The organism is Haloferula luteola (genome assembly GCF_014201715.1).
Lineage (GTDB): Bacteria > Verrucomicrobiota > Verrucomicrobiia > Verrucomicrobiales > Akkermansiaceae > Haloferula > Haloferula luteola.
Window position 1 is genome coordinate 57993 of record NZ_JACHFD010000017.1, and the last position, 18110, is coordinate 76102.

The window sequence follows — 18110 nt, forward strand, 5'->3', positions numbered from 1 at the left end:
GGTCGACGGGCCTTGCTGCACCCTGCCGTTGCCGGGGGCCAATTTCTCGGCTACATACGCTCCCACGATGAGTTTGTCTGCGCCGCTGAGTTACTGCCCCGATCTTCTGCGATATTCCCGCCGCCCGACGAGGGAGGTGCGGGTAGGCAACGTCGGTGTGGGTGGCGGCAATCCGATCCGCATCCAGTCGATGATCACGGCCGATACCCGGGACACCCCGGCCTGCGTGAAGGAGATCTTGGAGCTGGCAGCTGCTGGCTGTGAGATCGTGCGCGTGACGGCCCAGACCAAGGTCTATGCCGCGAATCTGGAAAACATCGCACGGGAAGTGCGGGCTGCGGGCTGCGATGTGCCGCTGGTGGCGGACATTCATTTCAAGCCGGATGCGGCCATGGAAGCTGCCAAGTGGGTGGAGAAGGTTCGGGTGAACCCGGGCAATTACGCCGATAAGAAGAAGTTCGAAGTTCGCGAATACAGCGATGCCGAGTACGACGAAGAGCTTGAGCGGATTCGTGAGCAGTTCGCCCCGCTGGTAGAGCTTTGCAAGGAACTGGGCCGCGCCATGCGGATCGGGACCAACCATGGATCCTTGTCCGACCGGATCATGAATCGGTATGGAGACACGCCGCTGGGAATGGTGGAGAGCGCCCTGGAGTTCGCCCGCATTGCTCGGGAGTTGGACTACCATCAGTTCGTGTTTTCGATGAAGGCATCGAACCCCAAGGTGATGATTGAGGCCTACCGCCTGCTGGTGGCTCGGCTCGACCAGGAAGGTCCCGATTGGAACTATCCCATTCACCTCGGAGTGACCGAAGCCGGCGATGGCGAGGATGGTCGAATCAAGAGCGCCATGGGCATTGGTTCGCTGCTGGCCGATGGCATCGGCGACACGATCCGGGTCTCGCTGACGGAGGATCCAGTGCATGAAATCCCGGTGGCGCGCGCTTTGGCGGCGGCTTTCCAAGACCGCGCCGAGGGAGCACGGCAGGCGCCCTTGGCGCCCTCCTACGATCCGTTTTCGTATGAGCGACGCCCGTCGGAGGTCATGGAGGTTGCTGGCGTGGAGTTGGGTGGAGATCGCGAAATGCGGGTATTCACCTCGCAGGAGAAGTGGAATGCCGTGGCCCACAAGATTGCCAAGATGGGAGACTTCAAGCCGGAGGTGGTTTTGGAGGCATCCGGAGTGGTCGCGGTCGATCCGCGGGATGCCCATGCCCTGCAGGCTTTGAATTCCGCAGAAACTCCGCAGTTGGTCACCGTGGCAGACGGACTTGATTTGGAGCCGATCGTGGCTTTCCGGATGTTGGCCTTCCAACTGGATCCGCGGCACCCGATTTTGCTCAAGGACACTTTGCAGCCCACCGGTGAAAGTGGCGATTTCGTCGAAACGCTGCTCGTCGCGGCGCGCCATCTGGGCTCTTTGATTTGCGATGGGATTGGCGATGCCGTGATCGTTCAAGGGGAGCCTGCACCCGGCCAATCATTGAGGCTTTCCTACAATATTCTGCAGGCATCGGGTGCGCGGATTTTCAAGACGGACTACGTTGCCTGTCCGAGTTGTGGGCGGACCCTTTTCAATCTGCAGTCGACGACTCAAAAGATTCGCGCGGCCACGGGCCATCTCAAGGGGGTGCGGATCGCAGTGATGGGATGCATCGTCAATGGCCCCGGTGAGATGGCCGACGCCGACTTCGGCTACGTGGGTGGTGCTCCCGGCAAGATCAACCTCTACGTTGGCAAGCAGGCGGTGAAATTCAACATCCCGGAGGGCGAGGCAGTGGAACGCTTGATCGACCTGATCCGCGAGCACGGCAAGTGGATCGATGCCCCGGTGGGTGAAACCGTGGAAGTGTGACCGATGGTCGAGACGGAACCGATTTCCAAGTCGGAGGTCCTCTCCGACATCCCTTGGGGGGTGGTGGTTCACGATGATCCCGTGAATCTGACGTCTTATGTGACTTGGGTGCTGATGAAAGTGCTATCGCATCCCAAGGCGAAAGCCGAAGCTCTGATGTGGGAGGTGCATCGACTGGGCCGTTCGGTGGTTTGGACAGGAAATCGGGAAATGGCCGAACTCTATGCTCAACAGCTCCAAGGGTATCAGTTGCGGACGACGGTGGAAAAGGCAGGCGAATGAAAATTGCTCCGACTTTGGATGGACGCGTTCGCGTGGACCTGGAAAACGAGAAAGACATCTGGGCGCTGATCTCGATCGTGGTCGACGCTGGTGGAGCCATGGGTCCGTTGTCCGACCAGGTCGCGGGAGGTATGGGCGCGGAATTTGCGGAAGATTGGCGCGAATGGGTGGTGCCCGACCTCGCGGATCAATTCCGTGCCCAGCTGAGTGAAGTGGCTGGCACCATGGAGGGGAAAGCACCCGGAGATTCGTTTTTCATCGCCCGTGAGCAGGCCGAACTTTGGTATGGTGCCCTCAATCAGGCCCGGAGGGCGCTCCATGCCCAACGAAGCTCCAGCCCAGAAGACACCGAGCCAGACGATTCGGAAGTCCGCCGTGCGCGCATCCTTGGGAGTTTCTATGATCGGCTCCAGATTCTGGTGTTCGAGACCCTTATGGAGCCGTAAAAGCATCGAGGCCCTGCACGACTTCCTCGAGGGTGAGGTCGCGTTGGCAACGGAGATCGAGAGCGCATTTTGAGGAAAAGCACGGTGCGCATTCCGCCTTGTGGCGAATGACGCGGTGTTGTTTGCCCAAGGGGCGATGCAGGGAAGGATCCCCCGGGCCGTAGAGAACGGCGCACACAGCGCCAAATGCCGCGGCGAAGTGTGGAGCGGGGGAGTCGGCCGAGATCATGCGCGCCGTGCGGCGAAGGGTATTTCCAATCTCCGCCCCCGAAACCGTCGGCAGTTGATGCCCGTCGGCCCAGGTTGCCAGCTCATCACGGGCAACCAGCACTCTTAGAGAAATAGGTAGAGTCTTCAGTCCCTCCACAAGGCGCGTCCATTGCTCCAAGGGCCACTCAAAGGGACTTCCGAAAGAGCTGGCGGGAGCGAGGAGGATCTCGTCGACCTTCTCTTCTCCTGCGTCGAGGGGCTCAAAAAACTGGCGATCGAGAGGTTCGGCCCCCAGCACCTGAACCGTGTCCAAATACCTCCGGACTTCATGCTCGACGGGTCCTGGGCGGACTTTTCGCTCCAAGGGCCGGGTGAGTCGTTTGGCGAGGTCCGTGGAGGGAAGGCCCACCCGATCGGCAACCCCAGCTTTGGCCGCGGCATCGGCAAGCATGCCTCCTTCCCAGAAAAGCGCCGAGGTGACGGCACCGAAAAGCGCAATGGCCTGCTTTTTCGAGATCGCATCGGCATAAGCTCGGCATTGGATGCCCGGGACTTTGGACCAAAGGAATGCTTGGCTTTCCGGATGAAGGACGGTGACCGCGCAAATCTTCGTCAGAGCCCGCACGGCAGGCAGGGAAAAGCAGGCGGCTCTTCCGCAGAGCGGGGCGACAACGGTCAGAGGAGAAGCTTCGGCAAGGGTCATGGCGCACTGGGAGAATCCACATCCATCCACGAGACGACCGGAAAGGCCCAAGGTCGGTGGAAATCAGGTTCGCCGCTGCCGAGATCGGCAAGACTCAAGTAGCGGGGAGCCGGATCGTGAAGGATGAAGGTCACGTTGAGAGGACTGGAGGGCCCGAAATTCAGGGATTTCTGGAGAAAGTCCAGCGGCAGTCGCAACCCTGCTGTCCAGCTCCCTGCCGCGTCGGGATCGGCATGACTGCGGAAGATCGCAGGAAAATCTGGTTGCTCTTCCGAGCGCACCCTTGGGCTGTCGAATTGACAAGCCCACCATGCGCCATTCGGTGCCAGATTGCATTCGAGGTAGCGCTCACGGGCTGGGTCCGCAATGAACAGCTCGGCGACCTCGTGATTCCACAGCCCTTCGACAAACTCCCCTGTCGAGCTTGCAGGTTGGGGTTTTCCAGAGGCTCCACGAGTGGCCAGCAGCCAAAGCGCTTCGGGATCGGCGACCAAACACCAGCCGACTGGGGGAACGATCTCGGCGCCATGCCAGTCGCGCTGAATCCCAAAGATCGGGACGTCGAGGTGGCCCCAATGGATCGGATTACGGGTGCGGAGAATCGGCATCGAGAAAGCCTCGGGGACGAGAGCGATCGTGTCCAGACCGGGGGTTCTGACATCGAGTCCGAGTGGTTAGAAGAATTCTCAACTCCGACATTGAACTCGCGCGGAATCCACGATAGCCACATGCGCAGCGATGGCACGCCACAAGTCCGCCTATTTGGGGACAATCGAGTATATCGGTCCCCGCCCGAAGAAAGCCCCCAAACGCCCGAATTTCCTGGCGGGTTGGGTCGTGTTGCTGATTGCCGCCGGAGGGGTTTACTTCATCGGCAAGCCGCTGATGATGCCTTTGGCCAAGGCTCAGGAGAATGTCGCCTCGGTGGAGAACACTGCGGTCGCCATTCAGCAACTTCAAGATGAAGGGACCTTCGGGTCCCGCCTTGCTGCCGCCGCCTTGAGCCGGACTCAAGAGACGGTGCAGTACGAGGATAGCTATTTTCAAATTGCTTACCCGCAGGGCGACGTTCCCGCCGACAAGGGCAAGGCAGAGGACGTGATCGTCCGTTCCTATCGCAAGGTGGGGGTCGATCTCCAACAACGAGTGCACGAGGACATGGAGGAGCACTTCTCGGAGTACCCTCAGATTTTCGGACGGCGTGCCGCGGATTCCAATATCGACCACCGGATGACGCGCAATCTGGAGCGCTTCTTCCAGCGCAAGGGCGCTGAGATCACGGTGATGGACCCTCTTGGCAACCGAGTTCCCAGCCGCAATGTCGGCGACTACGAAGTGGGTGATGTGGTGGCTTGGCGTTTTTCCGACAGCGGCCGCAGTCACATCGGAATCGTGGTCCCTGGGCCTGGCGATGCTTTCGGTGAACGCTGGATCGTTCACAACGCCGGGAATGGGCCGGTGTGGGAAAGCTGCCTGTTCAACTACAAGATCACTGGCCACTTCCGCTATCAGCCGGAAATGTCGGAGTCTTCCTCCCAATAATCGAGGACCTGCTCCTCTAGGGAACTGCCATGGAGGCGTTCCGTGAGGCAGTCATCAAGGAATAGCTTCCCCTTCCTGTCACCCCTGAAATGGGGGTGAGTTTCCGGTGGCCTCCCATTCCGAGGTGCGATGACACATCGCGATCCAGTCCGCCCGTTGCGGATTTGCCATTTTGACAAATCAAACAAAATAAATGAGTTGGATCGTTGGGTGGGTTTGATTGGGCTCGTCATAAGCTGGTGATTAAGACTTCGGTAGGTATCAATATCTCATTTAGGTTATTGAAATAATTCTGCGAAGGTGATAGGGGATGCCTCCCGACGGAAGGGGGCGTTGGAAAGTTCATGGGACCCGAAAATCATCGATAGATGAGTTTCGGAATCCCTCTGGATTGGCGTCGTCCTCCGCGGGTTTGTGGAGCGATTTCGAATGATCAGTGGACGATACATTCCGGACTATTTTCATCTTCGAGCTTACCTTTCATTGATGAAGGAAGGTCGGGTGGCTCCCGCGGCGGATAGCTTGAGGACCTCCCAGGCGAACTTGCGACGCATGGTGGCGAGTTTGGAAGGTTGGGCCGGGGCACCCTTGTGCAAGACCGATGATGCCGGCCTCTTCGTGCCCACCGAAACGGGGCATGTGGTGCAAGCGGGAGCGGTGGGATTGTTGGAGGCGTGTCGATCATTTCAGAAGCAGCTGGCAGAGATTCACCGTCGTGGCCGGATGTTACGGATTGGGGTTCATCAGGGCTTGTTCCGTAGCCGCTTGCTGGGGAAAGCCCTCTCGTGTCTTCGCGAGGATGGGCGGTTTCGTCCGTTTCCTGTTTGCCTGCCGGAAGGTGGAGGCATCCCGGTGCTGGAGAGCGGTGAAGCTGATCTGTTGATCTGGACTGAAGACGCGGAGAGTCGTCGCACGGTTTCGCACAACTTGCGTCGTTTCGATGTTCACGTTTTGGCGATCAAAGGAGCGGAAGGTCTGCCAATGGGCTGGAAAGAATTGTGCCACGCAGGGTTTGTGGTCTCACCGGCCATCTCCGGAAATTGCGAGTCCAAGATCGCCCTTTCCTGTCGCAAGGTAGGGGGCAAGGCCGGGGAGCGCCTGGGGTCTGCGGAGTTTGCCGATTGGCGCGAGCGCGGCGGTGGAGTCCCCTATTGTCTGGCGCTCGATGAAGAACTGGATCTCGAGCATTTCGAAGGCTCCGTGCATCCGTGTCCTGATAGTCCGACCTCGAATGTCAATGTCACTCATCTCTTGAATCACCCCTACCCCTTTCTGGAAGACGCTGCCAAATTGTTGGTGGATCGGTTTCGGCTTCCCCTGAGTCAGCACCATGGATCTTGAAGGATTGTCGACGTTTGTGCTGTTGGCGGAACACGGCTCAGGTGCCCAGGTCGCCAAATTGCAGGGGCTTTCCCAGGCTGCGGTGAGCCAACGCATTTCTCGTGTCGAAGCGGCCTATGGCATTCGCTTGTTCATTCGTCTGGGGGAGGGGATGGTGCTGACGGATGAGGGCACTCTGCTGCTTCCGGAAGCGAAGCGGATCCTGCGTGAAGTGGTGAATCTGGGAGTGTCGGTGACGCGCGGCATCCGCAATGAGCGGAAGCGCACGAAGATTGTGATCGACCGTTCGATGCGCGGCGACCGCATGGCGCGGCACCTAAGAAACCTGGAGGCCTTCGAAGTGATGCGCGTGATGCCGCACACCCGTTGGGAGAACTCACTGTTGGCCGGTGAGGTGGACTTGGCCTTGCAAGCCAGTTGTGGGCAGGCGCTGGAAATCGAGGGACTTTGCCGCTTCGAGCTGCGCCTGGAGCCCGGAGCCACCCTGGCGTGGAACCCGGAGAGCTTTCCACTTCCTCCGACGGTGGGATTGGCGAATCTCTTGAGGGAGGCGTTGATCATCCCCTCAGACAAACTGATTCCGGGATTCGACAGGTTCTTTGATCTGGTGGGAGCGCGCTCGCTGGTCCCCTGTGATCTGGTGACGATCGGGGTGGATTCGGAAAATGATGCCCGTGAAGCCTGCCTACATGGCGTCGGGGTTTTGTTCTTCCCGGGGAATGCCATGAAGCGATTGCGGCTTGGAAGTGCCCGGTTGGAATCACGGGTTGCCATGGAGTTTGCGATGCCAAGGGCTTATGCTTTAAGTCTTTATGTGAAATCAGCGGAAGACCGTCCGTGGGTGTTGCAGGTCGTGCGGGACTTCGTGAATCGGGGCGCTCGAGCCGCCGGGAAGGCTCGATCAGTTGATGATTCTTTTCATTAAGCATAGATAAAGGATTCGTTCTTTAGGGAGCTGGGATTGTTGCACGGGAAAGAGTGATTCTTCCCATGCTATGAAGGCAGCAATCACCCTTGCACTCCCTCTGGCGATGGTGCTCCCGACCTTCGGCCAAGTCTTGGTCGATTCGGGAAACTATCCCAACCTGTTCTCCCCGGTGGACGATGTCACCGTGGATCCTCCGACTCCCTTGATCGGATTAACGATTGGCGGCACTGCAACCGACTCGCTCGGAACCTACTGGGATGCGACCGCTACTGGCGGCGCATCCCTTTCGGTCGGTCTCGGCTTGGTCGAAACCGGTGCTCAAGTGGCCCTCACGGGAAACGCCTTGGAGTTTAACATTTCGAACAATGCGGACACCCTCCTGGGGGCCCTGGGCATTGGGACTTCGTTGAGCTTCGGTTGGACGGCGACGGCCACCTTCGATGAAGCGGGCCAAGAGCTCTTTTTGTCCCCGGGAACCGTCTATCAGATCAGTTTCGACCTGATGGGCAACGACACGCTGCTCAGTTCGACGGCCGGTTTGTTGCCCACCTTTGGGATTGAGCTTCTCGATGGAGCGGGAAATCCGATGGACAGCACTGAAGGCGGCACTGTGATCGATATCTTGGGCTTGTCCTTGCTCAGTCCAGTGGTGGGGAACCCTGTCGGCGATAGCCGAGCGACGGTGACCTTTGTCACTCCGGGCTCCGTGGATGCCGGTGCGGCTTCGCTTCGGTTCACGGGAGGTGCCGATCTTTCCGCGACTGCGTTGGGCCTGGGTACCAATTTTGCCACCATCTCGAACATTCAGATCGAGGCGGTTCCGGAACCTTCTTCGACTTTGGCCCTGCTCGGCGCTCTGCCCTTGCTGGCATTCCGCCGGCGACGCTGAAGCGGGTCGACACGCTTCGACTTTCGGTGGTTCAGAAACCAGCGGGCGGCTCCGGAGGGAGCCGCCCGTTTTGTGCTTCGATCACCGCACTGGAGGTCGGGTTTCCCGGGCTTTACTCCCGGCGCGGATTTTCCCATCTTCCCGCCCCTTCGCCGCCAACGACCTCTGCGCCCATGACCGCTGCCGAAATCCGCCAGTCCTTCCTCGACTTCTTCAAGGAGAAGAAGCACACGATCGTGCCCTCCGCATCGCTGCTGCCGCAATCGCCCGGTCTGCTGTTCACGAATGCGGGCATGAACCAGTTTGTCCCCTATTTCCTGGGTGTCGACAAAGCTCCCTACGATCCCCCGCGTGCTGCCGATACGCAGAAATGCATCCGGGCCGGTGGCAAGCACAACGACCTCGAGGATGTGGGCTACGACACCTATCACCACACGATGTTCGAGATGCTCGGCAACTGGTCGTTTGGCGATTACTTCAAGGCCGAGGCGATTCGTTGGGCCTGGGAACTCGTGGTGGAACGTTGGGGCCTGCCTGCGGACCGGTTGTTTGCCACGGTGTATGCTCCGGATAAGTCCAAGGGCGATCCCGGTGAGTTCGACCAGGAGGCCTGGGATCTTTGGGCGGAATTGTTCCGCGCCAAGGGCCTGGACCCGCGCGTCCACATCGTCGATGGCAACGTGAAGGACAACTTTTGGATGATGGGAGAGACCGGCCCCTGCGGCCCCTGCTCGGAACTCCATGTGGACCTGACACCGAATGGCGATTCCAAGGGCCAGTTGGTCAACGGCGACTCCGATCTCTGCATCGAGATCTGGAACCTGGTCTTCATCCAATACAATGCTGAGGCCGATGGCTCTTTCCGAGAGCTGCCAGCCAAACACATCGACACCGGAATGGGCTTCGAGCGGGCTTGTTCGATCATTCAAAACACCAAGGGCTTCACGGATTTCTCGGTGAAACCGAGCAATTATGCGACCGATGTGTTCACTCCCATCTTCCGCAAGCTTGAGGAATTGAGCGGCAAAAACTACGTCAACATCTACCCGGATCTCGGCGCTGATCGTTCCGCCTTCACGGAGGAAATGAAGGATGCCATTGCCTTCCGTGTCATTGCCGACCACCTGCGGACGCTTTCGTTCTCAATCGCCGACGGCATTCTGCCGGGCAACAATGGGAGAAACTACGTCCTCCGTCGTATTTTGCGGCGTGCGGTCCGCTACGGCCGTCAGCTTGGATTCTCGGGTGATAAGCCGTTCTTTGGTGCGCTGGTTTCGACCCTCGTCGAGCAGATGGGGACCGTTTTCCCGGAACTGAAGGAACGAGAAGCCGCTGTGCGCGTGACCTTGGAGCGTGAGGAATCGAGCTTCAATGAGACCTTGGACCGCGGCCTCAAGCGTTTCGAAGATGCATTGCCAGAAGTGAAAGACACCACGCTTTCCGGGGAGGTGTCTTTCGAACTCTACGATACTTTCGGGTTCCCGATCGACCTTACCGAACTGCTCTGTGCGGATCGCGGCATCAAGGTGAACATGCAGCGCTTCGAGGAACTGATGGAGCAGCAGCGGGAACGCGCACGGGCTGCGCAACGGAGCACCGTGGTGCGAGCGCTGGACCTCTCGACGGAAGCGATCACCGCGTTTGTTGGCTTCGATGTCGATGAGGTGGATGCGCTGGTGCTGGAAGTTCATCCGCAGGACGACTCATTGTTCGTCATCACCGACAAAACCCCTTTCTACGCCGAGATGGGCGGACAAGCGGGAGATTCGGGCATTCTCGTGAAGGACGCGCTGGCTCATGATGTCACCGGCGTTCAGCAGATCGGCCGGGCTCGCGCGCATGCCATTTCGGCCTCGGCTGAAGTGCAGCCGGGCGACACCGTGAAACTGCGGGTCGATGCCAAACGCCGGCGTCCGATCGAAGCCCACCACACCGCGACTCACCTGCTCCATTGGGCCCTCCACGAAGTCGTCTCCAAGGACGCTGCGCAGCAGGGATCTTCGGTCGATGAAAGCCGATTGCGTTTTGACTTCAACAGTGCCCCGGTGAGCCCGGAGCAGATCGAGGCGATGGAGGAGAAGGTCAATGCCTGCATTGCAGCGAACGATCCGGTGTCATGGGTGGAAGTGCCCCATGTCGAGGTGAAGGAGCGCAAGGATGTGATGCAGTTCTTCGGCGACAAATACGGAGAGCGGGTGCGGGTGGTGCAGGTTGGAGGTACGCCAAGTGCCGTGGATGGATATTCCATGGAACTTTGCGGAGGAACCCATGTCCGAACGACCGGTGAAATCGGTCTTTTCAAGATCAAGAGTGAGGGCGCGATTGCCTCCGGAGTCCGCCGAATTGAGGCGGTTTGTGGCGAGAGCGCATGGGATCACTTGCGGGATCTGGTGAGCCAACTTGAGGAGGAATCAGAAGCCTTGCATGCCAAGTTGGCGGCCGCTAATGGACGCCTTTCCGAACTCGGGGAGGAACCCCTTTCCGTCGGAGAGGTGCCGCGCCTGATGATGGCTCTGCTGACGGGCAAGGGGGACGTGACCCAGATCAACCACACCTTGGGCATGGTTCGTGGGAAACTCGAAGAACTCCGGGAGGCAGGCATTGAAGCCGAGAAGAAGGTGAAGAAGCTTCAAGCTTCCGCCGCCGCCAAGCAGGCCGATGCCGCCTTGGCATTGTTGATCGAGCAGGGCGGGCCGATCGTCACATCCATCGAATCGAACGCGTCTCTTCTCCAAGAGCTCCTGAATGGCTTGAAGAAAAAGCAGTTCGCCGAGGCGGCGTTCTTGATCGTCGACGATGGCGACAAGCTGCACCTCGGGAGCTATTGCGGTGAGAGTGCGCTGGCACGGGGGCTTAAGGCAGGAGAGCTGCTGCGCGAACTCGCGGCTCTGGCGGGCGGGAAGGGGGGCGGGAAGCCCGACATGGCTCGGGGTGCAGCCCCTGAACGCGGACAGCTCTCCGAGCTGGAACAGACGGCTAAGGCGAAGTTGAGCTAAAAATCTCGGCGGTTCTTTTTGGTCTCCCTCGATGCATCTCCCGGCGGCTCGGCGCTGCCGGGAGGGGAGGGCAGGCTCAGCCTCTTACGGTGAAACCGCGTCGCTGGGCTTGAGGGCTTCGCGAAGCTCCGCTTCCCATTCGCGAGCTTTGCTGTGGGTCACGTTTTGCTCCAGATGCTCGACGAGGGCAACGACGGCCTTTTTCTGGTCACCGGACTGGAACAGATCCATTTCCTTTTGCCACTCTAGGTCCGGTTGGGTGGTGCGCAGAAAATCGGTGCGACCGGGTAGATTGCCCTGCTCCGCGAGTTCCTCAAGATGCTTGTCCTGACGGCGGTCGTCGCCGGTCCAGAATCCTGCCATGACCTCTTCGAAGTGGATTCTGCGGTCCCAGGCCGACCTCAGTCCGGCAAAGTTCTTGCTCTTCCGGTAGCTGGGAAAGATCGCCTGGCTGAAAGTCTCGGCCAGAGAGATTTTGTGATCCTCCTTTTGGATCGGTGCCGAGGGCCAGTTCTCAAGTCGATCTCCCTGAATCCCATAGGCTTTGGCGAAGAGGGTCTCTTGAGACGGCGTGGCGAGAAAAGTGGTGTGCGCGGCCAAGTTCTTAGGATCACGGAAGATGCCTTCCAGGCACTCCAGAGCCTCCGGCCCGAGAGATTCGACTTGATTGGGGTTGGCCGAGGCCTTCAGGGAGAGCATCAGCCATCGGATCTGATGGCGGACGGCGGTACCGAACCCGTCGGACTCCAACCACTCGCGATTGCGGCGCTTCCAATCGCGGAAGTCGTTCGAAGTGCGCTTGGCCGCGATGAAATCCGCCTGCTCAACGCATTTCAGATACAACTCCAAGGCCGCCTTGTCGCTCGCCATTGCGTTCTTTAGGGCGGATGAGGCATCTCCCAGGCGGGAGCTGGCTTTTTGGCCTGCCTCTTCCTTGAAGGTATCAAGGCGTTGCAGGACTTGATCGCGATCAGCGTCGGTCAGCAGTTCAGCGCGGAGAAGGGGACTAAGCAGCAGCGTGGCTGCGAGGAGGGTTTTCATGGACGAGTTGAATGGCACATTCGCATTCCCAACGCCACCGGGCATTCATGGGATGTCCGTCGAAACCCCGAAGGGAGAAAAAAGTCCCGTCGCGAGAATATGGCGCCGATCTCCAAGAACTTGCAGGACCTCATCCAATTCGTGGAGATGGCGTGCTTCCATTCCGGCAAAGCGCGCGGCTTCAAACAATGCCCGTCCGCTCGGATCCGCCGCATCGCTGAAAATCAAGACCGGATCGGGTGAGGGCGCGAGAGAGAGGAGCCGCTTCTCCCGCTCGATCAACGCCGGATCCCGGGTGTCCAGAATGACGACCGAGCTGTCGGGATGGCGTCGCTTCAAGGCCGTCGACAGGGTGGCCCATCGAGCACCGCTCAGGTGAGGCGCCGCGACGAGACCAAAGCGCGGAAAAAAAGGCAGGCGCATCACCGCATCGACATCCGCCACCACCATCCGCCCCTCGCCACTGAGGGCACCGCATTGAGCATCATTGCGATCCCCGACCACGATCACCCGGCGCTGCTCCAACTGAAGCAAGCGAATCATCGCCCGCACTCGGCGAAGGCACGGCAAGGTGAGGTCCAGGCAATCGCAGGCTTTCAGCCTGTCCATCGACTCCTGAGTCAGCCCAGTCATCGGAATCACCACGCAACCACTGGGTCGCACCCCGTCGGCGATTTCCAGGGCGCCATGACGGCGGGCCCGGTCCAGGAGCGTGCGGTCGGGACCCGGATCGCCCCAAAGGGTCACCGGCCCCCGCTGAAGACGCGCGAGCAGCCGCCCAAACGCATCCCGCACCTCCTGACTCATCCCGGACACCGCCGCCGACCTCCCATGCAATGGCAACCGACTTCCCAGAGATCCTCGACAATTCAGAGAATTGAACTTTGTAATACAAAGCGGCATGGCGAAAAAAGAACCGGCCATGCCGGACGGGTGTTAGCTTTGTAGAGCAAAGTGAAATCAGGCAAGCGAATTCGACACGATCTCTCAGTTCGGACGCTGCACTTGCACCGTGAGCGCCCGATGATCCGAGGAGCGAAGCGCACGCGAAGAGGCGAGCAGCGGTAGCTCTGGGCTCGCCCAGATGTGATCGATTGCAAGGAGCGGCAGCTCCCATGGCCAGGTCTCACGGAGGCCTTCATGAGGCGTGCGGTGGGCCGATCGGAAACGCCCTGCGGTGGCGGCTTCTAGCAGCCGACTTTCCTGAGGGGTATTGAAGTCCCCGAGCACAAGAGTCGGCCGAGCTCGCGGAATGTGCCGAAAAATGGCCTCCAGGGGCTCTCGCTTGGAACGCCAGGGCTGAGAGGAAATGTCCACGGCGATCACATCCAGCGTCTCGCCCGTTCTCAGTTCCACCGCTGAACGAGTGCACCGGTAGCGATCCTCGACACCAAAGACCGCGGATTCGATCACATTTCCCCGCACGCCCAGTAGCATTCCGGTGTCCAAGCGTGCCCAATCGTAGTCGGGGGTGGCTTCGCGAAAACGGCTCCAAATCGGCACCATCTCACCGCTCTCAATGATCACCACCACCTCGGCCTCGAAGTGCCATTGCTCTGGATGGTGGGCCAAGGTCCGGCCCGCATTCCAGGTGGTGGCCAAAAATGTCGACGCCTGAGGCTCAATTCCCGGGCCTTGGGGGTGGCTCGAATGAAACCAGCCCATCGCGGCAAAGATCCATGGGGGCAGCGCCAACAGCCGCCAGGCTCGGGGCAAAGTGCCGAGGGTGACTGCGCCCGCTGCACCCAGCACCGGCCAAGGAGTCGCGTACGAGATCACCGCGGCAGGTACTAAGGCATCGCCGATGGCATGGGCGACCAGGGCCAGAGCCGTGGCGAAAGCCGCCAAGATCCCCACTCCATGGATCCACCGGCGCATCACTTTCCGAGATCAAGGATTTGCTCCAGAACCGCCAAGTAGTCGACGAAGGCATGGCGACCCGCGTGAGTCAGCGAATAGAGCGTCTGCGGCCGCCCATCGCCGGTCAGTTTCTCCGATTCGACAAATCCGGCCGTCGCCAAGGTGCGCAGGTGGGTGATCAGATTTCCATCGCTCATGTCGAGCTCGCCCTTCAAGTCCTGAAATGCCCACGCATCGGCGCGGGAAGCCAAAAGCGTCATGATGGAGAGACGCCCTTTCTCGTGGATGGTCTTGTCGAGCTTGGAAAAGTCGATCATTCGCCGTCGGGTTCCCGTCGCGAGGTGGTGACAATGGCAGCCCCATAGATGAGATGGAGCCCGCCGAAGGTGGCGGCCATCAAGCCCGAAGGCCCGATGCGGGTCAAGATGGGTGCCGCAGCCTGGACAAAAGTCGCCGCACTGAACCCGCCAATGCCAGATGCGACGAAGGCCATGCCGAGCCAGGCCATCGACTTCGGGGCAAATTCACGGATCGCCATCAGGGCGAGTCCGTAGTGAAGAATCCACATCGAGGCGGCGTGAAATTCGCGGCCCTGTGCGCCATAGCGCAGAAACAACAACCCCAGAAAGCCCCCGGCGAACAAGGATGGCAACGAGCCTCGCAGCGCCACCCGCAACCCGTGATTCCAAACCGTCCTGCCGGACAAGCGAGCCGTGCGGAAAAACTGCCAAGAACCGAACAACAGGGCAATCGCCAGCCCAACCAACCAGGCCGACGCCCAACCCCATCCGTGTTTGCCTTCCGACAACCAACCCGCAGCGAGCGAAACGGCCCCTCCCATCAAGGCCGCTTCTCCAGACAGCGCCCGGAAAATGGTTGCGCGCTCCATGATGGAACGAATGGCCCGCAGTTGCTCGGCCGCCTCTTGGTGGGTCGTCATGTGTTAGCTTTGCTCAACAAAGTTTACGCTGGCAAGCGACAAGTAGGTCTGCGGGATTCCTTATCCCATTCTCACACGAGCCCGTCCTTGCGGGCTTGCTTCCAGTAGGCGTATTCGGAGCGATTGAAGTCGATGTATTCGGGTGAGAAGTCACTACTATACATGTCGTATTCCGCCGATCCCTGGTTCAGGCGGATCTCGATTTCGAACTCCGGCTTGGCGGCAATGTCACGCAGCTTCTCCATCGCCGTGGTGGCTTGCAGGCCCCCCGTGCAGGCCGGTGTGCCGTCGTAGAGGATATCGATCAGCTCCTCACGGATTGAAGCCCGGGAGTAACCCACGGCATGCAAGACCCGTCCCCAGTTTGGATCGCCACCATTCCAGGAAGACTTCACCAAGGCCGATTTGCAAACCGCTTCGGCGACTTTCTTGGCGTCCAGATACGTCCGGGCACCGCGCACCTTGACGTGCACGAACTTGGTCACCCGTTCGCCATCGCGCACGATGGCCTTGGCGAGCTCCAACATCAGCCACTTCAGCGCCTCACGGAACTGGCGGCAACGTGGACCATTGCGCCGCAACCGTCGGCCACCCGATGCCCCATTCGCCAGCACCAGCACCGTGTCGTTCGTGCTGGTATCGCCATCGATGGTGATGCGGTTGAAGCTCTCCTCCACCGCTTCCAGCACCGCGCGCTGCAGATCTTCCTTGGATATCACCACGTCGGTGGTGATGAAGCACAACATGGTGGCCATGCTCGGACAGATCATCCCAGCGCCCTTCACACAGCCTCCCAGGCGCACCCGGGTGCCGCCCAGATCGAAGGAAATCGCGAGCTCCTTCGGGCGGGTGTCGCTGGTCATGATCGCACGCGCGACCTCATCGCCCTTGCTGCGGGCCAGACCGTCGATGAGCTTTTCGAAATGAGGCTCGATCCGCATCATCGGCATCGGCAAACCGATCACTCCCGTCGAGCAGACACCCACCTCGCCTCGCTTGAGACCCAACGGCTTCGCCACACCATCGGCCATCGCACGCGCATCATGGATTCCTTGCATTCCCGTGCACGCATTGGCATTCCCGGAATTCGCGACAATCGCTCGCAGGTTGCCCTTTCGAACGTGCGTCTGGGTCATCTTCACCGGAGCGGCTTTGACCCGGTTCGTGGTGAAAGTCCCAGCGGAGACGCAGGGGGTTTCCGAATGGATCAAGGCGAGGTCGAGACGTTCGACGGCGGGGTTCTTGATGCCACAGGCAATGGCGGAAGTGAGGAAACCTTTGGCGGCACCGACGCCGCCTTTGATCCGGTTGATGGGGAAGTCCATGGGTGAAGGATTCAAAATTGGGCAGAAAGTCAGACCGATTGCAACCCGGCGGTCTGACACAACCCGGCCATCAGGTTGAACGATTGAATCGCTTGGCCGCCGGCACCCTTACCGAGGTTGTCCTCGGCGCTCATCAGGATGACGCGATCCGTGCGCGGGTCATGCACCCAGCCGATGTCAATGAAGTTGGTTCCGGTCACCCGTTTCGTATCGGCGGGCTGGCCCTCGCCGAGCAGGCGCACGAAAGGCATTCCCGCGTAGGCCTTTTCAAGCGCCTCTCCAATCTGCGCCCGGTCGACCCCAGCGCCCAGCTTGGCCGTCGTGGTGGTGGCGATGCCGGCATTCACCGGAATCAGGTGGGGAATGAACGAAATGACCACCGGTTGCCCTGCGGCGAGCGACAGCTCCTGCTCGATTTCCGAGAGGTGCCGGTGCTTGGGCACGCCATAGGCACGGGCGCTTTCATTGCATTCGCAGAACAGCAGCGACAGATCGGCCTTGCGGCCGGCACCACTGACGCCGCTCATCGAGTTTGCGACCACGGTGGCAGGATCGATGAGATTTTCCCGCAGCAGGGGCAGCAGCGGCAGGAGAATGCTGGTCGGGTAGCAACCGGGCGATGCGATGAGCCGGGCGGCCTTGATTTCCTCGGGGCGGACTTCGGGCAAGCCATAGATCGCCTCCGCCAGCAGGTCGGGTGCCGGGTGGGCGTGATCATAGAACTCTTCGTAGACCGCGGAGTCATGAATGCGGAAATCGGCGCTCAGATCGATGACCCGCAGGCCGCGTTCGAGAAGGGCACGGCCGATCTCTGCGGCGACGCCATGGGGCAGCGCCAGGAACGCGAAACGGGCCCCGGTAGCAGCGATGGCATCGGGGTCGGGGAGGATGAACTTCAGTTCGGCACCGGGCACGGCGCGGAAGCGCGGGAAGACATCGGCCAGCGAGCGGCCTTCCTCCTGCCGGGAGGTGGCGGCGGTGAGTTCGACTTGGGGGTGCAGGAGCAATCGGCGGACGAGTTCCTGTCCGGTGTATCCGCTGGCTCCGACGATCGCTGCTTTCACGCGTTCCATGGCTTTCGGCATCGCAGGAATTTCCGGGCTTGCCAAGGGGGAAGCACCCTGATTGATTGCCCGCCCGTTCGCGGAAGTGACGGGCTGTAGCGCAGTCTGGTAGCGCACCTGCATGGGGTGCAGGGGGTCGTGGGTTCGAATCCCGCCAGCCCGACCATTTTGATCGAGATGCGAACCCAAACCAATGGGTTCGCAAATCGCTGGTAACGAGTTGCTTGCGAACAGATCAAGGTTAACCGAATACCAGTGAGTTCGTATTTTCCTCTCCTCCGGGCTCAATCCCCCCGGAATCGGCTCTTTTTCAGGGTCGAGGCGGTTAACCCTGATTCCCCGCACGATCAGCCGCACCAGCTCGCATTGTTCCTCGAAAGAAAGTTCCTTCACCGCGTCATCGAACTGCCGCAGCGCCCCGGCGATCCGGGTTTCATCGGCCACCACCCGCTCGCGGAAGGCGATTTCGATTTCCACCTTCTCAAGCTCCCTCTCAAGCTCGTGCTTCTGCTTCGACAAATCCTCGGCGGCGGCAAGGGTTTCCTCCCCGAAGTGTCCGGCGTCCGGCTGACGGGCCAGCATGAGATACCGCGCCAGTGAATCGGCCATTTCCTTCCGGCGTTGCTGGAGGTCCGCCCGGCGCTTTTTGAGCGGACGCAGCGAGCGGGACTTTTCCTCGTTGGAGGCG

18 protein-coding genes and 1 tRNA gene are annotated in these 18110 nt (G+C 60.2%); 10 read left to right on the forward strand and 9 right to left on the reverse strand.

Annotation, left to right across the window (positions count from 1 at the left end):
- Positions 1 to 67: 67 nt before the first annotated feature.
- The 3 genes from ispG to HNR46_RS15325 are packed head-to-tail and all read left to right on the forward strand — an operon-like array spanning position 68 to position 2583.
- Positions 68 to 1855: a (E)-4-hydroxy-3-methylbut-2-enyl-diphosphate synthase gene (ispG, locus tag HNR46_RS15315; protein ID WP_184020351.1), complete on the forward strand. Its 1788-nt coding sequence runs from the start codon at positions 68 to 70 to the stop codon at positions 1853 to 1855.
- Positions 1856 to 1858: 3 nt separating this feature from the next.
- Entirely contained in the window at positions 1859 to 2137 is a 279-nt protein-coding gene (locus tag HNR46_RS15320; protein WP_184020353.1) for an ATP-dependent Clp protease adaptor ClpS, read from the forward strand.
- Positions 2134 to 2583, forward strand: coding sequence for a DUF2017 family protein (locus HNR46_RS15325; protein WP_184020354.1), 450 nt, complete (start codon positions 2134 to 2136; stop codon positions 2581 to 2583). The genes HNR46_RS15320 and HNR46_RS15325 overlap by 4 nt, the downstream gene beginning before the upstream one ends.
- Here HNR46_RS15325 and HNR46_RS15330 read toward each other — a convergent pair.
- Both HNR46_RS15330 and HNR46_RS15335 read right to left on the reverse strand, forming a co-directional pair.
- The gene (locus HNR46_RS15330) at positions 2570 to 3496 is read right to left on the reverse strand and encodes a glycosyltransferase family 9 protein (RefSeq protein ID WP_184020356.1); all 927 of its coding nucleotides are present in this window, start codon (positions 3494 to 3496) and stop codon (positions 2570 to 2572) included. The genes HNR46_RS15325 and HNR46_RS15330 overlap by 14 nt on opposite strands.
- Positions 3493 to 4104, reverse strand: a complete 612-nt coding sequence (locus HNR46_RS15335) for a DOMON domain-containing protein (RefSeq protein WP_184020358.1) — start codon at positions 4102 to 4104, stop codon at positions 3493 to 3495. Before HNR46_RS15335 ends, HNR46_RS15330 begins: the two co-directional genes overlap by 4 nt.
- 130 nt (positions 4105 to 4234) lie before the next feature.
- Here HNR46_RS15335 and HNR46_RS15340 point away from each other — a divergent pair, with 130 nt between their 5' ends.
- The 5 genes from HNR46_RS15340 (at position 4235) to alaS (ending at position 11192) form a co-directional block, all read left to right on the forward strand.
- Positions 4235 to 5038 (forward strand): DUF1287 domain-containing protein, encoded by an 804-nt coding sequence (locus tag HNR46_RS15340; RefSeq protein ID WP_184020360.1) that lies wholly within the window; start codon positions 4235 to 4237, stop codon positions 5036 to 5038.
- 429 nt (positions 5039 to 5467) lie between these two features.
- The gene (locus tag HNR46_RS15345; RefSeq protein WP_184020362.1) at positions 5468 to 6379 is read left to right on the forward strand and encodes a LysR family transcriptional regulator; all 912 of its coding nucleotides are present in this window, start codon (positions 5468 to 5470) and stop codon (positions 6377 to 6379) included.
- Complete coding sequence (locus HNR46_RS15350; RefSeq protein WP_184020364.1) at positions 6369 to 7304, forward strand: LysR family transcriptional regulator; 936 nt, start codon at positions 6369 to 6371, stop codon at positions 7302 to 7304. Before HNR46_RS15345 ends, HNR46_RS15350 begins: the two co-directional genes overlap by 11 nt.
- 70 nt (positions 7305 to 7374) lie before the next feature.
- Positions 7375 to 8196, forward strand: a complete 822-nt coding sequence (locus HNR46_RS15355; protein ID WP_184020366.1) for a PEP-CTERM sorting domain-containing protein — start codon at positions 7375 to 7377, stop codon at positions 8194 to 8196.
- 173 nt (positions 8197 to 8369) lie between these two features.
- Complete coding sequence (alaS, locus tag HNR46_RS15360) at positions 8370 to 11192, forward strand: alanine--tRNA ligase (protein WP_184020368.1); 2823 nt, start codon at positions 8370 to 8372, stop codon at positions 11190 to 11192.
- Between the two features lie 84 nt (positions 11193 to 11276).
- Here the strand turns inward: alaS and HNR46_RS15365 are convergent, their stop codons facing one another.
- From HNR46_RS15365 to argC, 7 genes are all read right to left on the reverse strand, one after another.
- Positions 11277 to 12233, reverse strand: a complete 957-nt coding sequence (locus tag HNR46_RS15365) for a hypothetical protein (RefSeq protein ID WP_184020370.1) — start codon at positions 12231 to 12233, stop codon at positions 11277 to 11279.
- Between the two features lie 45 nt (positions 12234 to 12278).
- The gene (locus HNR46_RS15370) at positions 12279 to 13157 is read right to left on the reverse strand and encodes a hypothetical protein (RefSeq protein ID WP_184020372.1); all 879 of its coding nucleotides are present in this window, start codon (positions 13155 to 13157) and stop codon (positions 12279 to 12281) included.
- 63 nt (positions 13158 to 13220) lie between these two features.
- Complete coding sequence (locus tag HNR46_RS15375; RefSeq protein ID WP_184020373.1) at positions 13221 to 14111, reverse strand: endonuclease/exonuclease/phosphatase family protein; 891 nt, start codon at positions 14109 to 14111, stop codon at positions 13221 to 13223.
- The gene (locus HNR46_RS15380) at positions 14111 to 14410 is read right to left on the reverse strand and encodes a transcriptional regulator (RefSeq protein WP_184020375.1); all 300 of its coding nucleotides are present in this window, start codon (positions 14408 to 14410) and stop codon (positions 14111 to 14113) included. The genes HNR46_RS15375 and HNR46_RS15380 overlap by 1 nt, the downstream gene beginning before the upstream one ends.
- A complete protein-coding gene (locus HNR46_RS15385; protein ID WP_184020377.1) occupies positions 14407 to 15033 on the reverse strand; it encodes a hypothetical protein in 627 nt (208 codons plus the stop codon). The genes HNR46_RS15380 and HNR46_RS15385 overlap by 4 nt, the downstream gene beginning before the upstream one ends.
- 71 nt (positions 15034 to 15104) lie before the next feature.
- A complete protein-coding gene (gene argJ, locus HNR46_RS15390) occupies positions 15105 to 16358 on the reverse strand; it encodes a bifunctional glutamate N-acetyltransferase/amino-acid acetyltransferase ArgJ (RefSeq protein WP_184020379.1) in 1254 nt (417 codons plus the stop codon).
- 29 nt (positions 16359 to 16387) lie between these two features.
- Positions 16388 to 17431: an N-acetyl-gamma-glutamyl-phosphate reductase gene (gene argC / locus HNR46_RS15395; protein ID WP_184020399.1), complete on the reverse strand. Its 1044-nt coding sequence runs from the start codon at positions 17429 to 17431 to the stop codon at positions 16388 to 16390.
- A gap of 80 nt (positions 17432 to 17511) precedes the next feature.
- On the opposite strand from argC, the gene HNR46_RS15400 reads away from it, so the two are divergent.
- Positions 17512 to 17588 (forward strand) — tRNA-Pro (locus tag HNR46_RS15400).
- Between the two features lie 200 nt (positions 17589 to 17788).
- Complete coding sequence (locus tag HNR46_RS15405; protein WP_184020381.1) at positions 17789 to 18022, forward strand: hypothetical protein; 234 nt, start codon at positions 17789 to 17791, stop codon at positions 18020 to 18022.
- Positions 18023 to 18110 lie beyond the last annotated feature (88 nt).

What these genes read in the sequence shown, in the direction of transcription:
- ispG (WP_184020351.1), top strand. Translation starts at nt 68, where the DNA reads ATGAGTTTGTCTGCGCCGCTGAGTTACTGCCCCGATCTTCTGCGATAT.
- HNR46_RS15320 (WP_184020353.1), top strand. Translation starts at nt 1,859, where the DNA reads ATGGTCGAGACGGAACCGATTTCCAAGTCGGAGGTCCTCTCCGACATC.
- HNR46_RS15325 (WP_184020354.1), top strand. Translation starts at nt 2,134, where the DNA reads ATGAAAATTGCTCCGACTTTGGATGGACGCGTTCGCGTGGACCTGGAA.
- HNR46_RS15330 (WP_184020356.1), bottom strand. Translation starts at nt 3,496, where the DNA reads ATGACCCTTGCCGAAGCTTCTCCTCTGACCGTTGTCGCCCCGCTCTGC.
- HNR46_RS15335 (WP_184020358.1), bottom strand. Translation starts at nt 4,104, where the DNA reads ATGCCGATTCTCCGCACCCGTAATCCGATCCATTGGGGCCACCTCGAC.
- HNR46_RS15340 (WP_184020360.1), top strand. Translation starts at nt 4,235, where the DNA reads ATGGCACGCCACAAGTCCGCCTATTTGGGGACAATCGAGTATATCGGT.
- HNR46_RS15345 (WP_184020362.1), top strand. Translation starts at nt 5,468, where the DNA reads ATGATCAGTGGACGATACATTCCGGACTATTTTCATCTTCGAGCTTAC.
- HNR46_RS15350 (WP_184020364.1), top strand. Translation starts at nt 6,369, where the DNA reads ATGGATCTTGAAGGATTGTCGACGTTTGTGCTGTTGGCGGAACACGGC.
- HNR46_RS15355 (WP_184020366.1), top strand. Translation starts at nt 7,375, where the DNA reads ATGAAGGCAGCAATCACCCTTGCACTCCCTCTGGCGATGGTGCTCCCG.
- alaS (WP_184020368.1), top strand. Translation starts at nt 8,370, where the DNA reads ATGACCGCTGCCGAAATCCGCCAGTCCTTCCTCGACTTCTTCAAGGAG.
- HNR46_RS15365 (WP_184020370.1), bottom strand. Translation starts at nt 12,233, where the DNA reads ATGAAAACCCTCCTCGCAGCCACGCTGCTGCTTAGTCCCCTTCTCCGC.
- HNR46_RS15370 (WP_184020372.1), bottom strand. Translation starts at nt 13,157, where the DNA reads ATGGCCGGTTCTTTTTTCGCCATGCCGCTTTGTATTACAAAGTTCAAT.
- HNR46_RS15375 (WP_184020373.1), bottom strand. Translation starts at nt 14,111, where the DNA reads ATGCGCCGGTGGATCCATGGAGTGGGGATCTTGGCGGCTTTCGCCACG.
- HNR46_RS15380 (WP_184020375.1), bottom strand. Translation starts at nt 14,410, where the DNA reads ATGATCGACTTTTCCAAGCTCGACAAGACCATCCACGAGAAAGGGCGT.
- HNR46_RS15385 (WP_184020377.1), bottom strand. Translation starts at nt 15,033, where the DNA reads ATGACGACCCACCAAGAGGCGGCCGAGCAACTGCGGGCCATTCGTTCC.
- argJ (WP_184020379.1), bottom strand. Translation starts at nt 16,358, where the DNA reads ATGGACTTCCCCATCAACCGGATCAAAGGCGGCGTCGGTGCCGCCAAA.
- argC (WP_184020399.1), bottom strand. Translation starts at nt 17,431, where the DNA reads ATGGAACGCGTGAAAGCAGCGATCGTCGGAGCCAGCGGATACACCGGA.